Source organism: Actinomyces sp. SKVG-SVH-4(1) (genome assembly GCF_048514265.1).
GTDB lineage: Bacteria > Actinomycetota > Actinomycetes > Actinomycetales > Actinomycetaceae > Actinomyces > Actinomyces oris.
Genome location: NZ_JBGEVE010000003.1, coordinates 103980 through 125696, shown reverse-complemented (window position 1 = coordinate 125696; position 21717 = coordinate 103980). Strand labels below are relative to the sequence as shown.

General features: G+C 65.9%; 21 protein-coding genes. 10 read left to right on the top strand and 11 right to left on the bottom strand.

Annotated features, from left to right (window positions below):
- Positions 1 to 89 precede the first annotated feature (89 nt).
- The gene (locus AB7V09_RS03940; protein ID WP_060956752.1) at positions 90 to 590 is read left to right on the top strand and encodes an inorganic diphosphatase; all 501 of its coding nucleotides are present in this window, start codon (positions 90 to 92) and stop codon (positions 588 to 590) included.
- A gap of 258 nt (positions 591 to 848) precedes the next feature.
- Here AB7V09_RS03940 and AB7V09_RS03935 read toward each other — a convergent pair whose 3' ends face one another.
- Positions 849 to 2249, bottom strand: a complete 1401-nt coding sequence (locus AB7V09_RS03935; RefSeq protein WP_419142987.1) for an NlpC/P60 family protein — start codon at positions 2247 to 2249, stop codon at positions 849 to 851.
- 824 nt (positions 2250 to 3073) lie between these two features.
- Here AB7V09_RS03935 and AB7V09_RS03930 point away from each other — a divergent pair.
- The 5 genes from AB7V09_RS03930 (at position 3074) to AB7V09_RS03910 (ending at position 9759) form a co-directional block, all read left to right on the top strand.
- Positions 3074 to 4495 (top strand): O-acetylhomoserine aminocarboxypropyltransferase/cysteine synthase family protein, encoded by a 1422-nt coding sequence (locus tag AB7V09_RS03930; protein WP_419142986.1) that lies wholly within the window; start codon positions 3074 to 3076, stop codon positions 4493 to 4495.
- 11 nt (positions 4496 to 4506) lie between these two features.
- Entirely contained in the window at positions 4507 to 5727 is a 1221-nt protein-coding gene (gene metX / locus AB7V09_RS03925; RefSeq protein WP_419142985.1) for a homoserine O-acetyltransferase MetX, read from the top strand.
- Between the two features lie 260 nt (positions 5728 to 5987).
- Positions 5988 to 8723 carry an exo-alpha-sialidase gene (locus tag AB7V09_RS03920; protein ID WP_419142984.1) on the top strand — a complete coding sequence of 912 codons (2736 nt, stop codon included), beginning with the start codon at positions 5988 to 5990 and terminating at the stop codon, positions 8721 to 8723.
- 456 nt (positions 8724 to 9179) lie between these two features.
- Positions 9180 to 9461, top strand: coding sequence for a type II toxin-antitoxin system RelE/ParE family toxin (locus tag AB7V09_RS03915; RefSeq protein WP_029316571.1), 282 nt, complete (start codon positions 9180 to 9182; stop codon positions 9459 to 9461).
- A complete protein-coding gene (locus AB7V09_RS03910; protein ID WP_060958119.1) occupies positions 9436 to 9759 on the top strand; it encodes a HigA family addiction module antitoxin in 324 nt (107 codons plus the stop codon). Before AB7V09_RS03915 ends, AB7V09_RS03910 begins: the two co-directional genes overlap by 26 nt.
- Positions 9760 to 10041: 282 nt before the next feature.
- On the opposite strand, the gene AB7V09_RS03905 is transcribed toward AB7V09_RS03910, so the two are convergent.
- The 4 genes from AB7V09_RS03905 to AB7V09_RS03890 form a co-directional block, all read right to left on the bottom strand.
- Positions 10042 to 10281 (bottom strand): type II toxin-antitoxin system Phd/YefM family antitoxin, encoded by a 240-nt coding sequence (locus AB7V09_RS03905; RefSeq protein ID WP_419143059.1) that lies wholly within the window; start codon positions 10279 to 10281, stop codon positions 10042 to 10044.
- Positions 10282 to 10595: 314 nt separating this feature from the next.
- Positions 10596 to 11840, bottom strand: a complete 1245-nt coding sequence (locus tag AB7V09_RS03900; RefSeq protein ID WP_419142983.1) for a type II toxin-antitoxin system HipA family toxin — start codon at positions 11838 to 11840, stop codon at positions 10596 to 10598.
- A complete protein-coding gene (locus AB7V09_RS03895) occupies positions 11837 to 12124 on the bottom strand; it encodes a helix-turn-helix domain-containing protein (RefSeq protein WP_070512789.1) in 288 nt (95 codons plus the stop codon). The genes AB7V09_RS03900 and AB7V09_RS03895 overlap by 4 nt, the downstream gene beginning before the upstream one ends.
- Positions 12125 to 12381: 257 nt before the next feature.
- Positions 12382 to 12624 carry a ribbon-helix-helix protein, CopG family gene (locus tag AB7V09_RS03890; RefSeq protein ID WP_419142982.1) on the bottom strand — a complete coding sequence of 81 codons (243 nt, stop codon included), beginning with the start codon at positions 12622 to 12624 and terminating at the stop codon, positions 12382 to 12384.
- Positions 12625 to 12726: 102 nt separating this feature from the next.
- Here AB7V09_RS03890 and AB7V09_RS03885 point away from each other — a divergent pair, with 102 nt between their 5' ends.
- Positions 12727 to 12978: an AIM24 family protein gene (locus tag AB7V09_RS03885; RefSeq protein ID WP_419142981.1), complete on the top strand. Its 252-nt coding sequence runs from the start codon at positions 12727 to 12729 to the stop codon at positions 12976 to 12978.
- Positions 12979 to 13028: 50 nt separating this feature from the next.
- Here AB7V09_RS03885 and AB7V09_RS03880 read toward each other — a convergent pair whose 3' ends face one another.
- Positions 13029 to 13160 carry a DUF86 domain-containing protein gene (locus AB7V09_RS03880; RefSeq protein ID WP_419143058.1) on the bottom strand — a complete coding sequence of 44 codons (132 nt, stop codon included), beginning with the start codon at positions 13158 to 13160 and terminating at the stop codon, positions 13029 to 13031.
- Positions 13161 to 13319: 159 nt separating this feature from the next.
- Positions 13320 to 13616 carry a nucleotidyltransferase family protein gene (locus tag AB7V09_RS03875; RefSeq protein WP_419142980.1) on the bottom strand — a complete coding sequence of 99 codons (297 nt, stop codon included), beginning with the start codon at positions 13614 to 13616 and terminating at the stop codon, positions 13320 to 13322.
- A gap of 166 nt (positions 13617 to 13782) precedes the next feature.
- Between AB7V09_RS03875 and AB7V09_RS03870 the strand changes: the two genes are divergently transcribed.
- Entirely contained in the window at positions 13783 to 13980 is a 198-nt protein-coding gene (locus AB7V09_RS03870) for a hypothetical protein (RefSeq protein WP_419142979.1), read from the top strand.
- Between the two features lie 513 nt (positions 13981 to 14493).
- Positions 14494 to 14712, top strand: a complete 219-nt coding sequence (locus AB7V09_RS03865; protein WP_419142978.1) for an AIM24 family protein — start codon at positions 14494 to 14496, stop codon at positions 14710 to 14712.
- Positions 14713 to 15203: 491 nt separating this feature from the next.
- On the opposite strand, the gene AB7V09_RS03860 is transcribed toward AB7V09_RS03865, so the two are convergent.
- The 4 genes from AB7V09_RS03860 to AB7V09_RS03845 form a co-directional block, all read right to left on the bottom strand.
- A complete protein-coding gene (locus AB7V09_RS03860) occupies positions 15204 to 15779 on the bottom strand; it encodes a hypothetical protein (RefSeq protein WP_419142977.1) in 576 nt (191 codons plus the stop codon).
- A 319-nt stretch (positions 15780 to 16098) separates the two neighbouring features.
- The gene (locus tag AB7V09_RS03855; protein ID WP_419142976.1) at positions 16099 to 16911 is read right to left on the bottom strand and encodes an FRG domain-containing protein; all 813 of its coding nucleotides are present in this window, start codon (positions 16909 to 16911) and stop codon (positions 16099 to 16101) included.
- 294 nt (positions 16912 to 17205) lie between these two features.
- Positions 17206 to 18291 (bottom strand): redox-regulated ATPase YchF, encoded by a 1086-nt coding sequence (gene ychF / locus AB7V09_RS03850; RefSeq protein WP_065361938.1) that lies wholly within the window; start codon positions 18289 to 18291, stop codon positions 17206 to 17208.
- A gap of 81 nt (positions 18292 to 18372) precedes the next feature.
- Positions 18373 to 19974, bottom strand: coding sequence for an alpha/beta hydrolase (locus AB7V09_RS03845; protein ID WP_419142975.1), 1602 nt, complete (start codon positions 19972 to 19974; stop codon positions 18373 to 18375).
- Positions 19975 to 20346: 372 nt separating this feature from the next.
- Here AB7V09_RS03845 and AB7V09_RS03840 point away from each other — a divergent pair, with 372 nt between their 5' ends.
- Complete coding sequence (locus AB7V09_RS03840; RefSeq protein ID WP_279012353.1) at positions 20347 to 21642, top strand: DNA recombination protein RmuC; 1296 nt, start codon at positions 20347 to 20349, stop codon at positions 21640 to 21642.
- Positions 21643 to 21717: the final 75 nt, after the last annotated feature.

The following is a 21717-nucleotide window of genomic DNA, read 5'->3' as shown; positions in this document are numbered from 1 at the left end:
ATCAATACCCGCCCCGCCGGATCGACGCCGACCACCAGGCGCCGCTCCAGCGCCCAACGAGCTGAAGACACGAGCGAAGGAGGCTCCCCGTGGAGTTCGACGTCACGATTGAGATCCCCAAGGGCAACCGCAACAAGTACGAGATCGATCACGAGACCGGTCGAATCCGCCTGGACCGCATGCTCTTCACCTCGACGCGCTACCCCGACGACTACGGCTACATCGACGGGACCCTCGGTGAGGACGGCGACCCCCTGGACGCGCTGGTCCTGCTGGAGGAGCCGACCTTCCCCGGCTGCGTCATCCGCTGCCGCGCGCTGGGAATGTTCCGTATGCGCGACGAGAAGGGCGGCGACGACAAGGTCCTGTGCGTGCCCAGCGCCGACCAGCGCGCCTCCTGGCGTACCGACATCGAGGACGTCTCGGAGTTCCACCGCCTGGAGATTCAGCACTTCTTCGAGGTCTACAAGGACCTCGAGCCCGGCAAGTCGGTCGAGGGCGCCCACTGGGTGGGCCGCGAGGAGGCCGAGGAGGAGATCCGTCAGTCCTTCCAGCGCGAGGCCGACCGCGTCGCCCACGAGGGCCACTGACGCGCACCAACCGCACGGGGCGGGACGGGGCGGGGCGGCACATACGCTCTCGGCTACCATCCGCGCCGCTCGTTCCTCGCGCTGCTCCCGCCAGACCCGCCACGCCTTCGAGCACATATGCCGCCCCACCCCTGCTCAGGGGTGGGGCGGTTCAGTGTCCTGGCGGGTCACCTTCCGGCGGGAGGACTGCCGCTGAGAGTGTTGAGAGGCGCACCGGGTAGGGCATGACGCCGGCGTACCGCCCACCCCGCCCCCGTTTTAGAGGCGCACCGCGTAGGGCATGATGCCGGAGTAGCGCATGGAGGTGACACGCACGGTCATGCCGAAGGTCGGCGCCTCGATCATCATGTCGTCGCCCAGGTAGATGGCCACGTGGTAGATGCCGGACTGGCTGCCGTCGGAGGACCAGAAGACCAGGTCCCCGGGCTGAGCGGCGTCGAGCGGAACCAGGGAGCCCTCCCCGTACTGCACGCGTGAGGAGTGCGTGAGCTCCACGCCGGCGGCCGCATAGGAGACCATCGTCAGCCCGGAGCAGTCCAGACCCGCGGCCGACTCCCCGGCCCACACGTAGGGGGTGCCGAGGTAGCCCATGGCCGCGTTGATGGCAGTGGAGGCGGCACTGCCGGAGTGCGACGGCGCGGGCGCAGGCTCCGGAGCCGGGGCCGGGGCCGGCGCGGGTGCGGGTGCGGTCTCCTCTTCGGCCGCCTCGGGCTCCGGCTGGGAGGTGGTGGCGGGTTCCTGGGCCGAGGACTGCTGGCCCTGGCTGGGCCGGCTCGCCTGCTCCTGGGGAGCGGGGGCCGACTCCTGAGGCTGGGCGGCGGCCTGCTCGGCCTGCTTCTGGGCGAGGTCGGCGGCGGCCTTCTCCGAGGCCGCCTTGGCTGCGGCCTGGGCGGCGGCCTCCTCGCGGGCCTTGCGCTCGGCCTCGACCTGGTTCTGGTACTTCGTCTCCAGCTCGACGGTGGTGTTGCGCTGCGCGGCCAGCTGAGTGATGAGGTTCTGGCGGTTGGTGCGGGTGGTGGTGACGGCGCTCTGGGCCTCGTTGGCGGCGGCCTCGGCGTCGGTCTTGGCGGTCTCGGCGGAGGCCTTAGCGGACTCCTTGGCCTTGACCTTCTGGTCGGCGATGGTCTGCATACTCGTGGCCACCGCCTCGAGGGCCTCGACGTTCTGGACCTTGGCGTTGTTCTTCTCCCCGGCTCGGGTCAGGGCGACGTCGGCGTCGGCCAGGTCCGCCAGCGACTCGCTGGTCAGGTACGGGGTGAGCGGGTCGAGCGGGTTGCCGCTCTCCTGGTAGGTCTGCACGACGATCGAGCCGAGGTCGGAGCGGGCCGACGTAGTGCTGGAGGCTGCGGAGTCGGCGTTGGCCTGGGCGGTCTGGGCGTCCTTGGTGGCCTTGTTGAGCTCGTCGACGGCGGCCAGGTAGTCCTCGTTGGCGGACTGAGCCTTGATCTGGGCCTCCTCCAGGTTACTGCTCTCCTGGGCGAGCCGGGCCTCCAGGGAGGCGATGGAGGTGGAGGTCGAGCGCTCGGAGGCCTTGGAGCGATCGATGTCGCTCTGGTCCACGGGGTCGGCGAGCACCGACGGCGCCAGGGTGCATGCCAGGGCCACGACTGCGGTGGCGACGACACCGTGTCCGTGCCGTCTTGAGGGGATCGGGCTCACAGGGGTTCTCCGTCGTGATGGGGCTGAACGTGAGGATGACGCCTCACCCGGGGACCGACGTCGGCCCGCCGTCGGGATCCGTTCCGCGGAATCAGGGGGCGCGGAGCGGATCAGGGGACGAAGACGGCAGGCGGCGTCAGCCCGGATGCGACAAAGCCACACTAGTCGCTTTGGTCCCACCTGAAAACAGATTTCACACTATTCACAATCGTAACTTACGCCCCTGTAGTTAGGGGGTTGTGCCTGCGTTGGCGGGACTCCCAGCCGTCGTCATATGTCTGTGATCGATATGACATCCAGCACAAATGACCGTTTGTGCAGGTCGTCACGGGTTTAAACGGCCGGATCGTCGCTTAGGCAAGGCGGTCGACCGCGCCGGCACCACCCCGCGTCAAGGGGGTGCCACGAAGGCGCCGCACCGACGCCACACCCGCACCGAGCCCTCGCTGCAGCCGCATGGCGGACGCCCGTTTGGACCACCCGCGGAGGAAACCGCTAAAGTCGGAGCATGTTCCGTCGTCCTGAGGCCCTTCGGCCGGACACCCCCACCACGGGGCGAATGCGCAGCTGACGCGCACGCCGCCGTCGGCCCACGTGCGCGTCCCCGCCATCACCCGCACCATCACAGAAGTTGCAGCAACGGTGACGGCGGACGACTCAGTGCCACGACTCCTCGCCCCTCCTGCTGCCGGGCCGGCTCCGACGCCGGCCCCAGCGGACCCCAGGCAGCCGCCCCCCAGCGCGCCGCAACCGCCGGCGCGAGGCAGGCACCGTTCGTGACGCTGACATCGCCGCCGGTCACCGGGAATCACCAAGGAGCCCTCATGACCGACCAGCACCCCACCCCCGCCCAGGTCGCCCCCCAGAGCGCGGAGCCGATCCCCTCCCCCACCAGCCCGGCGGGCTGGCGCTTCGAGACCAAGCAGGTCCAGGCCGGGCACGATCCCCTGGCCGAGCCCGCCCACGCCCGGGCCATCCCGATCTACCAGACCTCCTCCTACGTCTTCGAGTCGGCCGAGCAGGCGGCCGCCCGCTTCGCCCTGAGTGACCTCGGCCCGATCTACACGCGCCTGAACAACCCCACCAACGACATCGTCGAGCAGCGGATCGCGGCCCTGGAGGGCGGCGTCGGGGCGCTGCTGACGTCGTCGGGCCAGGCGGCCACGACCCTGGCCCTCGTGACGCTGGGCGGGGCCGGGGACAACATCGTGGCCTCGCCCTCCCTGTACGGCGGGACCACGAACCTGCTCACCCACACCCTGCCGCGCCTGGGCATCGAGACCCGCTTCGTGGACGAGCCGGGCGACCCTGCCGCCTGGGCGGCGCTGGCCGATGAGCGCACCGTCGCCTTCTTCGGGGAGTCGATCCCCAACCCGCGCGGCGACATCCTCGACATCGAGGCGATCTCGGCGGCCGCGCACGAGCTGGGCATCCCGCTGGTCGTGGACAACACGGTGGCCTCACCCTTCCTGACCCGCCCCTTCGAGTGGGGCGCCGACATCGTGGTGGCCTCGGCGACGAAGTTCCTGGGCGGGCACGGCTCCTCCGTGGCGGGCGTGATCGTGGACTCCGGCAGCTTCGACTTCGCGGCCCAGCCCGAGCGTTTCCCGGGCTTCAACACGCCCGACGAGTCCTACCACGGCCTGGTCTACGCCCGGGACCTGGGGGTGGGCAGCCCGCTGGGTGCGAACCTGGCCTTCATCCTCAAGGCGCGCGCAGAGGGGCAGCGCGACCTCGGCTTCGCGCTGGCGCCGCACTCGGCCTTCCTCATAGCCCAGGGCATTGAGACGCTCTCGCTGCGCATGGAGCGGCACGTGGATAACGCCCTGGCGGTGGCCACCTGGCTGGAGGGGCGCGACGACGTCGCCTCGGTGCGCTACTCGGGGCTGGCCTCCAGCCCCTACTACGAGCGGCACCGCAAGTACTGCCCGCGCGGGGCGGGCTCGATCCTCACCTTCGACCTGGCCGGCGGGCGCGAGGCGGGGGCGGCCTTCATCGACGCCCTGAGCCTGTTCTCCAACCTGGCCAACATCGGGGACGTGCGCTCGCTGGCGATCCACCCGGCCACCACGACGCACTCCCAGCTCGATGACGCCGGCCTGGCCGCGGCCGGGATCAGCGCGGGGACCGTGCGCCTGAGCGTGGGGATCGAGCACATCGACGACATCCTGGCCGACCTCGAGCGCGGCCTGGCGGCGGCCCGGGCCGTCGGGGCGGGCGAGCCGAGCGCGGCGGCCGGGGCCTGAGGCGGTCTGTCATGAGTGCGACGACGTCCTCCTCCTACCCCGTCTCCAGCGGCAGTACCGAGACCGAGCCGGCCGCCTACGGCGTGGGGACGGCCTCCTCCAAGCTGGTGGACCGCAAGGCCGGCTCCCCCACGGGCGCCTGGCGGCCCGGTGACGAGCCGGGGCGCCGTCGGTTCCTGGAGATCGGGGACCTGCCCCTGGAGTCCGGGGAGGTCCTGCCCAACACGGTCCTGGCCTTCGAGACCTGGGGGGAGCTGAGCCCGCAGCGCGACAACGCGGTGCTCGTGCTGCACGCGCTCACCGGCGACTCCCACGTCACCGGTGAGGCGGGGCCCGGGCACCCGACGCCGGGCTGGTGGTCGGACCTGGTGGGGCCAGGGCGGGCCATCGACACCGAGCGCTACTTCGTGGTGGCGGCCAACATCCTGGGCGGCTGCCAGGGCTCGACGGGGCCGTCGTCGACCGCGCCGGACGGGCGCCCCTGGGGGTCGCGCTTCCCGTGGCTGACCACGCGCGACGCCGTCGAGGCCGAGGCGCGCCTGGCCGACGCCCTGGGGATCGAGGTCTTCCACCTGGTCATCGGGGCCTCACTGGGCGGGCACCGGGCCATCGAGTGGGGGGTGACCCACCCGCAGCGGGTGCGCAACCTGGCGCTGGTGGCCACCGGCGCCTCGACGACCGCCGACCAGCTGGCCTGGTGCCACCTGCAGGAGCTGGCGATCGTGGCCGACCCTTTCTTCTTCGACGGCGACTACTACTCCCACTCAGTGGGGCCGGTGCGGGGGCTGGGGCTGGCGCGGGCGCTGGCGCACACGACCTACCGCAGCGCCGCCGAGCTCGACGAGCGCTTTGGGCGGCGCCACCAGGGCGAGGAGGACCCGGCGGTCGGCGGGCGCTACCAGGTCGAGTCCTACCTGGACTACCACGCCGGCAAGCTGCTGGCGCGCTTCGACGCCAACACCTACCTCATCGTCACCCACTCAATGATGGTGCACGACGTCGGCACGGGGCGCGGCGGCATCGAGGCGGCGCTGGCGCGGGTGCAGGCGCGCACCCTCGTGGTGGACGTGGACTCCGACCGGCTCTTCCTGCCCGCCCAGGCCGAGGAGCTGGCCGGCGGCATCCCGGGCGCGAGGCGCGAGACCATCACCTCCCTGCACGGGCACGACGGCTTCCTCATCGAGGCCGAGCAGATGGACGCGATCCTGCGCGACTTCCTGGCCGGCGCATAGACATCGACAAACCGACAAAAACTTCAGAAACGACGCGGCTCCGGGTCGTTTCTGAAGTTTTTGTCGAAGTGTGTGGCGCGCGCCGCGGCGGCAGGGACCGAGAGGCCGCGCCATCAGGGTCCGAGTGGTCGGCCTTTGGCGACTCGCCCGACTTTGCAGAATCGAGATGTTCCGTTACCTTATCGTGAGACGTCTGACATCTACCGTCTACGTCTCCTGTTGAAGGCAAGGCCGCCTCGGCACCCTAGAACGGAACACCTATGACATCGCACAGTCCTTTTTCCCGGAGGCGCCTGCCGGCCCTCCTGGGCTCCCTGCCACTGGCCGCCACCGGCCTGATCGCCGCCGCACCCCCGGCGCACGCCGTCCCCACGTCTGACGGCCTGGCCGACGTCACCATCACGCAGGTGAACGCGCCCGCGGATGGCCTCTACTCCGTCGGCGATGTCATGACCTTCAACATCACCCTCACCAACACCAGCGGTGAGGCCCACTCCTACGCCCCGGCCTCGACGAACCTGTCCGGGAACGTCTCCAAGTGCCGGTGGCGCAACGTCCCGGCCGGGACGACCAAGACCGACTGCACCGGCCTGGCCACGCACACGGTGACCGCCGAGGACCTCAAGGCCGGCGGCTTCACCCCGCAGATCGCCTACGAGGTCAAGGCCGTGGAGTACGCCGGGAAGGCCCTGAGCACCCCGGAGACGATCAAGGGCGCGACGAGCCCGGTCAAGGCCAACTCGCTGCGGGTCGAGTCGATCACGCCGTCGTCGAGCCAGGAGAACTACAAGCTGGGCGACACCGTCACCTACACGGTGCGCGTGCGCTCGGTGTCGGACAAGACGATCAACGTCGCCGCCACCGAGTCCTCCTTCGACGACCTGGGCCGCCAGTGCCACTGGGACGGCCTCAAGCCGGGCAAGGGCGCCGTCTACAACTGCAAGCCGCTCACCCACACGATCACGCAGGCCGACGTCGACGCCGGCCGCTGGACGCCGTCGATCACCCTGACGGCCACCGGCACCGACGGCGCCGCCCTCCAGACGCTCACCGCCACCGGCAACCCGATCAACGTCGTCGGCGACCACCCGCAGGCCACGCCCGCACCGGCGCCCGACGCGAGCTCGGAGCTGCCGGCCTCGATGAGCCAGGCCCAGCACCTCGCCCCCAACACGGCCACCGACAACTACCGCATCCCGGCGATCACCACCGCCCCCAACGGGGACCTGCTCATCTCCTACGACGAGCGCCCGAAGGACAACGGCAACGGCGGCAGCGACGCCCCTAACCCGAACCACATCGTCCAGCGCCGCTCCACCGACGGCGGCAAGACCTGGTCGGCGCCCACCTACATCCACCAGGGCACGGAGACCGGCAAGAAGGTCGGCTACTCCGACCCGAGCTACGTCGTCGACCACCAGACGGGCACGATCTTCAACTTCCACGTCAAGTCCTACGACCAGGGCTGGGGCGGCTCGCAGGCCGGCACCGACCCGGAGAACCGGGGCATTATCCAGGCGGAGGTGTCGACCTCCACGGACAACGGCTGGACCTGGACGCACCGCACGATCACCGCAGACATCACGAAGGACAACCCGTGGACCGCGCGCTTCGCGGCCTCGGGCCAGGGCATCCAGATTCAGCACGGCCCTCACGCCGGGCGCCTGGTGCAGCAGTACACGATCAGGGCCGCCGGCGGCGCGGTGCAGGCCGTCTCGGTCTACTCCGACGACCACGGGAAGACCTGGCAGGCCGGCACGCCGATCGGGACCGGCATGGATGAGAACAAGGTCGTTGAGCTCTCCGACGGCTCCCTCATGCTCAACTCGCGCGCCTCGGACGGCTCCGGCTTCCGCAAGGTGGCCCACTCCACCGACGGCGGGCAGACCTGGAGCGAGCCGGTGTCCGACCAGAACCTGCCCGACTCGGTGGACAACGCCCAGATCATCCGGGCCTTCCCCAACGCCGCGCCGGATGACCCGCGCGCCAAGGTGCTGCTGCTGAGCCACTCGCCGAACCCGAAGCCGTGGTCGCGCGACCGCGGAACCATCTCGATGTCCTGCGACGACGGCGCCTCCTGGACGACCAGCAAGGTCTTCCACGAGCCCTTCGTCGGGTACACGACGATCGCGGTGCAGTCCGACGGCAGCATCGGCCTGCTCAGCGAGGACGCCCATGACGGCGCCGACTACGGCGGCATCTGGTACCGCAACTTCACGATGAACTGGCTCGGCGAGCAGTGCGGCCAGAAGCCGGCGGAGCCGAGTCCGGCACCGTCGCCGACGGCAGCGCCCTCGGCGGCACCGACGGAGAAGCCGGCCCCGTCGGCCGCGCCGAGCGCCGAGCCCACGCAGGCCCCGGCACCGTCCTCCGCGCCTGAGCCGAGTGCTGCGCCCGAGCCGAGCAGCGCCCCGGCTCCGGAGCCCACGACCGCCCCGAACACTGAGCCCACGCCTGCCCCGGCACCGAGCTCCGCTCCTGAGCCGAGCGCTGGGCCGACCGCTGCGCCCGCACCGGAGACGTCCTCTGCTCCGGCCGCTGAGCCGACGCAGGCCCCGACGGTGGCGCCTTCTGCTGAGCCCACGCAGGTGCCGGGTGCGCAGCCGAGCGCCGCGCCGTCGGAGAGGCCGGGAGCGCAGCCGAGCTCGGCCCCCAAGCCGGGTGCGACGAGTCAAGCGCCGTCGGTGGCGAACCCGAAGGCGACCGCGGCGCCGTCGGGGAAGGCATCGTCGAGCGCGAGCCCGGCACCGAGCCGGAGCGCGGCGGCACCGTCGAAGCCGGGCATGGAGCCCGATGAGATTGATCGGCCGTCTGACGGAGCCATGGCCCAGCCGACCGGTGGCGCCAGCGCGCCGAGCGCCGCGCCGACGCAGGCGGCGAAGGCCGGCAGCAGGCTGTCTCGTACGGGGACCAACGCGCTGCTGGTCCTGGGCGTTGCGGGTGTCGCGGTTGTTGGCGGGTACCTGCTGCTGCGGGCTCGTCGCTCGAAGAACTGAACACGCGATGAGCCGGCCAGCCGGCTCTGAGCACTGACTGAGGGGTGGGACGCCGACGCGTCCCACCCCTCAGTGCTGTTCTGGGCGGTGACGCTGACCGCCTCAGCAGCGTGGCCCGACCTTCCTCAGGCGCAGAACGCCCGGCGATGTCCAAATCGGACACAAAGGCCTAGAACGGGATAGAACCGGCGAGAAGAAACCGCACGATTCCAACGTTCTGTTTCCCGGGTTGGCAACGCCGGGCCTCCTTTGTATCCGATATGGACACCGAACCACCTGCGCAACACCAAGAGGATCAACCTGTGAGCCCACGGATGAGCCATCGGCCGCCACCGCAGACAATCCGATGGCATCAAGGCCCGCCAGACGCACTCACACGCCCGGATCAACATCGCCACCCTGCTATCCCCTCTTAACTACTAGCGTTATTAACGGCCTCCGTTATACCCTGTCGTTGTGATCAGGTCCTTCGCGGACAAGGCGACCCAGCGAGTGTGGCGCGAGGAGTACGTTCGTGCCCTCGACAGGTCGCTCCAGCGCGCCGTGCTACGCAAGCTGGAGCTTCTGCACGCAGCAGCCGATGTCGAAGACCTGCGCATCCCACCGGGCAACCGGCTCGAGCGGCTGACTGGCGATCGACGTGGCCAGTACAGCATTCGGGTCAACGCCCAGTGGCGACTCTGCTTCACCTGGCATGAAGGAGGTGCGGATGATGTCGAGCTCGTCGACTACCACTGACGCTGACCGGATCGACCCGATTCACCCGGGTGAGGTCCTCATGGAGGACTTCATCGAGGGGTTCGGGATCACCCAGAACAAGCTCGCCACGGCCATCGGCGTGCCCCCGCGCCGCATCAACGAGATCGTGCACGGCAAGCGCGGCATCACTGCGGACACCGCTGTACGGCTGGCCAAGTACTTCGGCACCTCTGCCGAGCTCTGGATGAACCTGCAGAGTCACTACGAGCTCAGGCTTGAGCGCCGGGCCCTGCGCGAGCAGCTCGACAGCATCGTGCCGCTGCAGTCGGTGGCGTAGACAACGCAGACGGTGTGCGTGACCGACGCTCACCTCTGGCGAGGTGGGCCGGTATGAATCGAGCCCAGGTGGACCCGGCGCTGCTGGAGGACCTCAGAGGCCCTCCGCCCTCACCAACGAGACGTCCGACAGTGTCCACATCGGACACAAAGGCCCAAAACGGGACGGAACCGGCGAGAAGAAACCGCATGATTCCAACGTTTCGTTTCCCGGGTTGGCAACGCCGGGGCTCCTTTGTATCCGATTTGGACACCGACGCCCTCTAGCGCCCCTGCAATGCGGTCAGGTTCGAGGGTAAGACTCCATGAGAGCCTGCTCGTATGCGTCGAGCAGACGCCGGGCGTTCTTGGGTGACCGGAAGAGGTGGGCGGTCTCCTGCCAGCTCGCGTACTCGCCGGCCGGCATGAGGACCGCACGGCCGTTACTCGAGACGATCTCAACGGCATGGTGACTGGCGCCGATGCGGTCAATGAGCGCCGGCAGCGTCCGGCTCGCTTCGTCCGCGCTGACGGTCACCGCCATTCCCCTGGTTTCACACGGCATTGGCGTATCGTATCGACACCTTCGCCTCGGATGGTGGCAAGAGTTGCTGGAGCCGCTGGCAGTGAAGCCCAGATACTTCACTATACATGCGTGACCGACGTTCACCTCCGGCAAGGTGAGCTGGCGGAGATCGAGCCCAGGTGGACCCGGCAGAGCCTCAGGGAAGCCCCCTCAAGCGTTGCCAGCGGCGATTCAGCCAGACGATGCCCACATCTAAGGCAAAGACCTGAACAGATCTGAGACGGCACCCGCGAACCGCGTGATTCCAACATTTCTACTCACGAGACGCCGTTTCAATCCTTGGCATGCGCGGCTCGGGTGAGGGCTTCCAGGCGAGGCTCGATGGACTCCGCCATCATGGTGATTTCACGCTCGGGGACTCGGTTCGCCCGCGCCTGGCCCCGCCATCCTGACAGGGACGCAGTGATGCGTCCGATCCGCTCCCGCGCCTCCGATTGAGTGAGCCGGTAGTCGTTTGCAATAGCCAGGAGCCCGTCGATCTCGTCGGGCATCGCGTCTGCTCCCATGATCGACGTCGCTCGGGGCCGGCTGGGGTCGGGGTTCGGGTTGACGTCGAAGACGGGGCTGAGTCTCCAGAGCCCTCGGTCGGCAAGGAACCCGTGGTTGCGCAGGTGGTCGTCAGTGTTGCCGAGGGCGATGCTCGCGATGATTCGGTCGTAGAACTCATGGAGGTCTTGGACAGGTGAGCGAGAGAGATCGCGAATGGCCTCGGCGAGGTCGGCGTAGTCCTTCTGGTCTCCGTCGGACGATCCAGTGGCCGTCATGGCACTGATATAGCCGATACGTCCACCCTCACGGGTTCTGTCGAATCTCCGCAGGATGAGGATGCTTCGATTGCCCACCTGGGTGAGCTGGTGCTGGGGTATGCGAACGCCCGCGGTTTCAAGCAGGTCGAGAGCGGTGGCCTCCCAGGCCATGACGTCCCAGGAGTCGCTGGAGTGAGGGAACTTCGCAATGGCGAGGCCGCCATCATCGAGCCGGACCGAGGCCTTGGGCCGCGCACCGCCGAGGCCCGTCGTCCCTGTGTCGAGAAGTCGTTTGACGGCGTCGGAGGGGTCATCGTCGGAGGCCAGTTCGTCGCTGGCGTGCAGAAGCTCGGGCAGAGCGACGAGCCGCGGGACGCGCGAGGGCTCTCCCAGGAACTCGTCGCTCCCTGGGGCTCGGAAGCGCAGGGCGCCCTGTCGGGTGTCGTCGCTGACGCCCAGGAGGAAGTCGAGGTCGTCCAGCTGACGGGGAACGCGTCCCTCTTCGCGGGCTCGTGATCGTTCGGCCTTGCGGATGAGGTTGCGGCCCCAGCGGTCAGGCGCGCTGTCAGCGAAGGCTCCAATGAGCCCGGACTGGTATTGAGCGCCGGGTACGAGGCTCAAGGCTGGGTCGATGTTCATCCCACCGTCGGCGAGGTAGGTGGGGTCGTAGAGAAAGGTGGTGGAGACCCCGCCGCGCGATCGGGTGACATGCGCTTGGCCGACCAGGCGGTGGGAGCCGTTGACATCGGAGACGATCTCGATCGTGGTCATCGGGCGCGCTTTCTGGTGAGGCGGCCGGCGCGGAGGCGGCCGATGTCGCTGGCCAGAGGATCTGCCGCGTCGACGAGCTGGTCGAGGATGCCCAGGGCGCGGAGCACCTGGGTGACGCTGTTGAAGCTGACGTTGGGGTTGCCCGACTCGATCTTGCGCAAGGTGTCGCGGGTGATGCCCGCTCGCTCGGAGACCTGCTGCGCGGTCAGGCCGAGCACCATGCGCCACCCGCGCACGTGCTCTCCGAACTCCGTCACCTGACGGTCGATCCTGTAGCCCGACATGTTCCTCCGTTCGCTATGACGACCATCGTAGCCTGAACTGAGAGATATGGCGATGCTGCTAGTCATATGGTTCAGCAAGCTCGGAGTGGACAACGGTTGCGACAACCTAGAATCGCCCTTCAGACGCCTGGGCCGCTCGCCGGCCAGCTGCCCAGATCATCCAGCGGCGCGAGTTCAGCACATGTCCGTAAGCGTGCCGCAGATCCTCATCGCCGAGATGGCCCTTCGCATAGTGCTTGCGGGCAGACCGATGGATATTAGGCAGCGGCATGAGCCCTTTGCTTGACCGCCGTTCGCACGGCCTCCGAGCGGTTTGTAATCCCCTCATCAGCGGCACGCTTCAGCAATGCGGCAAGAAGTTCCTCGTCGAGGCGGACAGTGACAACCGTGCCGGGCCCCCGCCCGACTGGGGGCCACCCAGGAGTCGGACGGGGCAGCTGCTGAAGGTCGTAGCCAGCCTCAGCTTCGTCAGTCCAAGCCTGGATCTGCTCGTCGCTCACGCGACGTCCGTGAAGAAGGTGCTCACCCAGGACAATATCGTATACGAAACTCGGTCGCGGAGTCTTTTCCTCTACTGGAATATCGACAGCCAGACAGCGCGAGTGAATGAGACGAAGACCCCGCCCTCCGACGGGCCGCCAATGCTCCTGGACTGCTCCCAGCAGCAGACCTTCGTTGACCCGCAGGCGGCGATCTGCTGGTCGGCGAACCTGCAGCCGCAGATCAAGAACACCTTCAAGATGGGCTCCCTCATTGGCCGCGGCTCGGGCGAGTCCTTCCAGCTGGCCTTCCACGGCCCGGGCTTCGTGGTGGTCCAGCCCAGCGAAAGCCAGCCGGTCGTAGCGTCCTCCTGAGCCAGGCGACGACGACGGAGCGGGCGGCCGACTTCCGGCTTTGCGCTTCGTTACGGCTCCATGCCGGATAGCAGGACGTCAAGTTGCTGGCCAAGTTCAGGAAGATCGTTGCGTGCCGTCGTCACCAGAATGTCGACGTCGATTGACCAGTATCCGTGCACGACTCGGTTGCGTAAGCCGATGGGCCGCCGCTAGACGATTCCCGGATGACCTGCACGAAACTCCTCAGGCAACTTCGCAGCTGCCTCTCCGAGGATGGTGAAGTTCCAGGACAGAGTGTCAGCCTTCACCCAGTCGTCCTCGAGATCCCCACCGACCGGGACTCCCTCAGATAGAGATACTCAGGCCGCGGCATAAAAAGGCTCCGCATCTGCAAGGACCTGGTCACGGATCAGCGGGTGCAGGGCCCGCCGCGGCACCAAGTCGACGGGGCGCCCGAACAGGTCGGCAAGATTCTGCGACAGGTCCTCGATCTCCCAACCGAGCGATCGTCCCTGAGCAAGCTCGTAGAGAAGATCAACATCGCTTCCTGGACCGGCTTCACCACGAGCGACCGACCCGAAGACATCGAGACGTGCGACCCCGAAACGACGACACAGCGCGTCCAGCCTCACTCGGTCGACATCTAGAGTCTCCATGCGCCGAGTCTACGCGATGAGCGACACACGGCCGCGGGTCGGAAGCGGGTTCCTCCTCCCCTCACGTATCGCTGGCACAACCCCCTGCCAACAACCGATATCCGCAACCCATCGCTCGAGACTCGCGGTAGCAGCCGGTCAGCCTTCCTGTTGAGACACTGACCCCATGACGACTCCCCCGCCGATCTGCGCCCCCAAGCCCACGCCGCTTTCGGGTGAGGAGGTGGTGGCCGGAACGGATGCGACGGTGGTGGATCTCTGGCGCTTCGCGCTGTCCAATCTTCGGATGAACAATGCCCGCGGTTACCTGGCTGAGTTCCTGGTGGCGAAGGCGATCGGTTCGATCGGACTGCGGATCGAGTAGGATCCTTACGATGTTCTGGCGCCGGACGGGACCACGATCGAGGTCAAGACCTCCGCCTATCTCCAGGCATGGGACCAGTACAAGCTCTAAACGATTCAGTTCACAGGGCTTCGCAGCCGCATATGGACCACAGAAGGCGGGTTAATACGGACTCCCACCTACAACGCTGACGCGTACGTCTTCGCCATCCAGACGGCACACACACACGAGGAGTACAACCCTCTACTGGCGTCCCAATGGCGCTTCCACGTCCTTCCCAGGCAGACGGTAGAGGACCTTGGCCAAGACTCCATCGGCCTGGCAACCTTGGAGAAACTTGCCGGTCCCTCAGTTGCGTACAAAGAGCTTTCTGAAGCCATCAACGCCGCCGCCGGGAAGAAGCACGAAGGCCCGCAGAACCGATGCTGAGTCAGAGACGATGTGCACCGAAAAAGCCTCATATCCTACCTAATCTTATCGGGCTCAGACCAGACACCACCGAAGGATGAAACGGTACCTGGTCCCGATAACGGGATGCTGGCGCGTCTGGCCAACTCGCAGCAGCCGACCTTCGTTGACCCGCAGGCGGCGATCTGCTGGTCGGCGAACCTGCAGCCGCAGATCAAGAACACCTTCAAGATGGGCTCCCTCATTGGCCGCGGCTCGGGCGAGTCCTTCCAGCTGGCCTTCCACGGCCCGGGCTTCGTGGTGGTCCAGCCCAGCGAGGGCCAGCCGGTCGTGGCATCGTCCTGAGCCGGGCGACGGCGGCGGATCGCGCGGCTCCGGCAGCCGTGCGATCAGCGGCGATCGCTGTGACCTACCGACGGCGAGCCCGCTGATCGTCAAAGAGTGTTCTATGAAGTCCACTGAATCAGTTTTGTACTTCACCTGTCCATCTCGGCTGCGATATCCAGACTCCAAAAAAATACCAACTCAGTCTAACTATTCGATCTAAGGGTATAGATTACGTCACGAAAGCGCATTTCTGACAAGCCAACGATGGATACCGCACACACCCGAACTAATCCACCCCTAAGACGGACATACAAGTCTTCGAGAAAACAAATACGCGACAGATAAAGTAGTCATTGAGTAGCGCACCCGAGGACACCTCAGGCTCTACATGGCTCGCACGGCAAGTGAAGCACAGGAGCACCAACGATTATCAGTCAGACAGAAGTTGATATAATGTAAATTGATGTAACGCAAATTGACCCCATACATGTACTAAATCAAGACATCTATCAGGCTGCAGTGCCGAAAATCTGACGCTGAGCATCAAGGGAACGACACATTCTATCGATAGACTCAATATCTCCCTCTTGGATAGGTTCCCAGACAAGTGAATTCGCATTCGCGAGTCTCAAAGTAAATTCCTCGACAAGATCAATGATCTGCTCGGCAATCAGCACCGACGTTTTGGGCGAAATTTTCTTAACCTGCTCGATATTATCGGATAGATCATCAATCTGTTTCACCGTCAGCTCACCCTCTTGCACCGCCGATAAATACGAATACAGCGAGGCATTGAGACTATCGAGACAACGCCGACGCTTCCAACTTTTGACAGCAAACAACCCGACCAGCAGAACACCACCAACAACAATTGTCTTCCCAAGTTTTGAACGCGAAAGACTCCTGGCGACCTCGCCCACGCGAACAAGATCACCATCCGGTCGAGGCCCTGCCTCGCTGAGATGTTTGACTATATGACCCGCCCCATCACGAACGACACTCCCGACACGAACCAGAGTCCCATTCGCAATACCAATAGCGATGTCAGCAGGAACGTCAAGAACCACTTGGACGGGAACACTCATTTCAACCTCCAGGCATATAATGACAGGGCAGAGTAGTAAAATTATTACACGACCAGGATACCATGAAGTTTATAAATTCCCACCAGCACCCAAGATTCTGAACATATACAGAATCTAACAAATAGGACCATCGAAAGTCATTCACACACCTACTTCATCGATTCCTGAAACCACATTTATCTAAGTCACAAAAAAGCACTTCCTCGCCAAAAAACTCCAAGTAGACAAGATTGGCTTCAACTTATGTGATTACTTCGAATTTAAGCATCGCAGACATGAATCGACATTCGTCACAGACGGGCGATAAACGTCATATAGTTTAACGAAACAACTCTTCTTTAACATAATCAGAAAACCCCTGATAATCTGGAAATAGTGATTTTCGGCTCCGATTGAAGGTGTTTTGAAGATGGGATCGAAGGTCTTTTTTTGCGCCAGAAGGAATTATAATAGCAAAGTAAGGAATCGTTGGCCGCCTACCTACTCCTCGATCTGCTTTGAAATATTTTGAAATGTCTATGTTGGGGTTCGAAAATTTCACATTCAAACTAGTTAAAGGGTTTGTCGGCTCACTCGGATGACGGCACGCTACAAAATACCCATCTTGAGCCCTTAATCTTGGGTTCTGAACATCTGAACTCACGATGAATGGAGTTTTCAAACTCAGGCCAGCACGAAGTTGCGCACCCAAATCTCCTTTGGTGATACCAGGGTCCCCAACAGTACGAAAAGCAGACTTACCTTCTTTGTACCACGCAGCTATATTTAGGGCTATAAGGACACCACTTCTATCGTTTCCCTCACGTCCGCTTGATCTACAAGCAAACCAAAGCGCGGTCATAGGATTACTTGTAACATCTATCAATCGAGTCGGAACCCCAAAGTGCTGCAAATCGGCTAAGAGTTGTAGATCGTCAACCATGTTTCCGCCCTCAATTCCCAACCCCCAGTCTCTCGCCTTTTTGAGCACATCCTTCTCTTTTTCTCTAATCTTCTCCTCCGTGATGCAGGTTTCTCCTCCCTTTTCTAAACTTCTGTGCAACGATGACGTGAGTTCGTAGTCGCAATTTGAGAGCCCTCGCCAAGCGAATCTATGTTTTGAATTATGAACCCCTAACTTGGCAATAGCCACCATCACCCCTTCAGCTGTCCTTGGGGCGTAACACCATTTTCTCTTCACCCAAATACTAGTGGATGGCAAAATAGTCTCCTTGCAATTTAAGTTGAAGCACTTTCAAAATAATCTTGTCAACTGCATGCTTAATTTAAAGTCAAGAAACTCACTTCGACCATCCTAGACTCGAATCGGGCATTGAATTCCGTCAATGATGGCCGCAGAAGCCTGCACATTTGTTCAGTAAATCACTTCAGTTCACCTAATCGAATTGCAGACGGGCGGAAAATACTCATCTACCCACATCATTAATCAAACATTAAACCTAAACTCCACGACATCACCGTCTGCCATGACGTAGTCCTTTCCTTCCATGCGCACTCGGCCGTGAGCGCGGGCTTCGGCAACGCTGCCGTACTGGACCAGGTCATCGTAACTCACGATCTCAGCCTTGATAAAGCCGCGCTCGAAGTCCGTGTGGATGACGCCCGCCGCCTGGGGCGCCGTCGCGCCCTTGCGGATCGTCCACGCGCGGGACTCCTTCTCCCCCGCCGTCAGGTACGTCTGCAGCCCCAGGGTGTCGAAACCAACCCGGGCCAGCTTGTCCAGGCCGGACTCCTCCTGCCCGTTGTCGTGCAGCATCTCCGCCGCCTCCTCGGGCTCCAGCTCCACCAGCTCGGCCTCGAACTGGGCGTCCAAGAAGATCGCCTCTGCCGGCGCCACCAGCTCGCGCAGCTCGGCCTGGCGGGCCTCGTCGCTCATTCCGGCGTCGTCCATGTTGAACACGTAGATGAACGGCTTGGTGGTCATGAGTTGGAAGGTCTTGAGCACCTCCGCGTCGATCCCGGCAGCCTCGGCCCCGGCGGACAGCAGGGTCCCCTCCTCCAGGACCTTGAGGGCCGCCTGCGCCGTCTCCAGCACCACCGGCTCCGTCTTCTTGCCCCGCACCTCCTTCTCCAGGCGCGGGATCGCCTTCTCCAGGGTCTGCATGTCCGCCAGCACCAGCTCGGTGCTGATCGTCTCAATGTCCCCGGCCGGCTCCACCTTCCCATCCACGTGGACCACGTCCGGGTCCTCGAAGGCGCGCGTCACCATGCAGATGGCGTCCGCCTCACGGATGTTGGCCAGGAACTGGTTGCCCAGCCCCTCGCCCTCGCTGGCGCCACGCACGATCCCGGCGATGTCCACGAAGGAGACCGTCGCCGGCACCACCCTCGCGGAGTGGAACAGCTCGGCGAGCTTGTCCAGGCGCGCATCCGGCAGAGGCACAACCCCCACGTTCGGCTCAATGGTCGCGAACGGGTAGTTGGCGGCCAGGACGGTCGCGCGGGTCAGAGCATTGAACAGGGTGGACTTGCCGACGTTGGGCAGTCCGACGATTCCGATGGTAAGTGCCACGCAGGAGAGTTTAGACGGCCCCTGTGACACTGTGCGCCCCGACGGCGCCCCCAGGCCGAGCCACGCCGTCGGCAACCCCGCTTACTTACCGGCTCTCTCGTTCACCCGGACCGAGGCCCGCAGATCACGCCACGAGGTGTAGAAGCCGCCGCTGGCGTTGGCCCCGATTCCGGCCGTCACCGCGACCAGGCCCGCAGCCACCAGGATCACCACGACCCGCCCCAGGATCGCACCGCCCAGCCGCGCCACCGACCGCCTACCGCCGTCACGCCGTCGGCCCCAGCGGGGCGACCAGAACATGACCGTCCCCAATGCCCCCAGCGAGGCGACCACGGCCACGATGATCGTGCCCAGGCCGTTGATCTCGAAAGGCATGGCGCGCACCGGCGAGACCGACCCTACCACGCGCTGGTCCTTGGGCGTCTCCGACAGGGGCTTCACGCCGGCGGCGGTGGCCTTGGCCCACGTATCCCCTTGGGGCGCCGTGACACCGGCCGCCTTGAACACCGCCGGGTCTGAGCCCCACCAGGTCAGCAGCGACGGGAAGTAGTTGTTCCACAGGGTCCAGGAGTGCCCGCCCGAGGCCGGGGTGTCGACCGTCAACGAGTCCGGCTTGCGCACCGCGTCATCCATGAGCCAGGCGGCCCGGGCCGCACCGGAGGAGTCGTCCTGCGCCCCCAGGACGTAGAAGCGCATGCCGTCGGGCTCGCGCTTCCCCAGCATGGTGGACAGCCCGTTCTGCGCCTGGAGCGTCTTACCGCTGTGCGCCAGCGAGCCCTCACCGGGCAGGTCGTAGGAGGACATGACCCCCACCGCGCCGAAGCGCTGCGGGACGTCGTAGGCGGTCCGGGCCGCGCAGTAGGCGCCCGCCGAGATCCCCATAATCATCCAGCCGGCCCGCTGCGTGGTGACGTTGGGGAAGGTCGCCTGGATCATGCGGGGAATCTCCTCCGCGGTCCAGGTCCCCACGGCCGGGCGGCCGGCGATGTTGACGCAGTCGGGCTGACCGCCGTCCACGTTGAGCGAGGGGAACACCAGGATCGACGGCGGGATACGGCCGGCGTCGATCGCCTCCTGGAGCCGCTGAGGTGAGGCGATGCCCGTCACCAGGGACTGCGGGTCGCCGACCCAGCCGTGGAGCCCCTCAAGGACGTTGTAGGTGCGGCCGTCATCGGGCCGGTAGCCCGCCGGCACGACGACGCGCACCGGCAGCTTGATACCGCTGACCGGGCCGGTCCAGGTGGCCTCCTGCGAGCCGTCGCCGACGTCGTGGAAGGAAGCCTTCCAGGCCGCGGCCGGGACGGCATCGTAGGCGGAGGCCTGCGGCAGGGGCGCGATGCGCGAGGTGACCTGGGTGCGAGGGGTCAGGGCTTTGACGACATCGCCGACGTTGCGCACATAGTGCATGGGCCGGTTGATGAGCAGGCCCCCGAGCACAATGACGAGCACCACCGGTACGCCCACCATGACGGTGCGCGCCGTATAGCGGCCCACAGCCCGCAGCACCGTGCGCAGCGTGGGGCGGGCGAGTCGGGTGGGCCGGTCCGCGCCGCTGGCGCGCGCGGTGGCCGGAACAGTTCGCGGCAGAAGGACCGCGGCGACAAGGGTGGTCAGAACGGCAAGGACCAGCACGACTGCGATCGTTCGCAGGCTGGTCAGCGGGATGCTGCGCAAGAGGCTCACGTCCGATAAGCATGGCACCACCTGCCCAGATACCCATCATCCAGGAGTCGCAGAAGGACCGTGCTCTTGGTCTCCTCCCCTCCGCCGTAGGCAGGATCGGGCAGGAAGCAGGACTGTCGCCCCAGGTCCGAACGGTCGATTTCCGCACGCCCGGGAGAAATATGCCCAACGACGACGCCGCAGCAGCGGGCCGGTGGGCAGGCTCAGCAGAACAGGACCGGTGGGCCGGATCGGCGGGTCAGGGCAGGGCCGGTCCGTTCGGCGGGCGGACGGGCCGGCCGAACCAGCGAGGCGGGGCGATCTGCGCCGGCGGGGCTCCATGGGGATTAAGGGCTCCGAATAGATGTCGTACCTAACGGGCACCATCGGTTCATGAGCTCCTCAGCGGTCCTGCTTCCCATCCTGCTGCTCCTCGTCGGTCTGGCGATCGGCGCGGTCATCGGCTACCTCGGCGCACTCGCCCGGCGCACCACCACGCACCAGTCCGAGGGCGAGCAGGTGGCCGAGCTGCGGGCGCAGGCCGCCCAGTGGCAGGCCCGGGCCGAGGAGCTGTCCTCACGCACCCAGGTGGCCGAGGAGCGCGCCGAACGGGACGGCTCCGTGCTGCGGGCGCTCGCACCCGTGCGCAGCCAGCTGGAGCAGGTGGGGGCCCGGGTGGAGTCCTTGGAGAAGCAGCGGGCCGAGCAGCACGCGGCCCTGGCCGAGCAGCTGAGGGCCACCGCCCTGCGCGAGCAGGACCTGGCCCGCTCCACGGCATCCTTGGAGGGGGCGCTGCGCTCACGCTCGGCACGCGGCATGTGGGGTGAGGTCGAGCTGGCCCGGGTCCTGGAGGCCTCCGGGATGATGCGGCACGTGGACTTCTCCGAGCAGCGCACCATCGGGGCGCTGGTCCAGCGGCGCGGTGGCTCGGCCGGCGCACCGGACGCAGTGGGCACAGTGGGCTCAGTGGGTTCAGTGGGCTCGGCCGCCGGTGAGGGGGCTGCAGGCCGCTCCCGTCCGGACGTCGTCGTCCACCTGCCCGGGGAGGGCTACCTGGCCGTGGACGCCAAGGCGCCCATGGACTCCTACCTGGCGGCCACCACCGTCCAGGGCACCGGGCCCGAGGACGAGCAGCGGCGCAGACAGCTTCTGGAGGCTCATGCCAGGGCGCTGCGCGGGCACGTCGACCAGCTCGCCGCGCGCCGCTACGACCGGGCCCTGGGGGACTCCCCCGAGCTCGTGGTCCTCTTCGTCCCGGCGGAGGCGGTGCTCTCGGCCGCCCTGGAGGCGGACCCCGCGCTCCTGGAGCACGCGCTGGGGCGCGGCGTCGCCCTGGCCTCACCCGTGTCGCTGCTGACCCTGCTGCGCACCTGCGCCACGGCCTGGGCTCGCACCGCCGTCAACGACGACGCCCGCGAGCTGCTCGAGCTCGGTCGCACCCTCTACGAGCGGCTGGGGACCGTCGCCGGTCACCTCGACGCCCTCGGTGGAGCGCTGCGGCGCAGCGTCACCGCCTACAACAAGGCAGTCGGCTCCATGGAGAATCGGCTCCTGGTGACCGCCCGCTCCCTGGAGACCCTCGGGGAGCAGGTGGACTCCCCCATGCTCATCAGTGCCGACGCCGCCCAGGTGCGCACCTTCACCGCACCCGAGCTCACCGCCGACGGGCACCCCGCCTCCACGACGTAACGCATGCCACACTCCCGGCCCGTGACGATTGACGCTTCCATGGCGTCTATCAGGCAGCGTTGCCTGCCGTCTCAT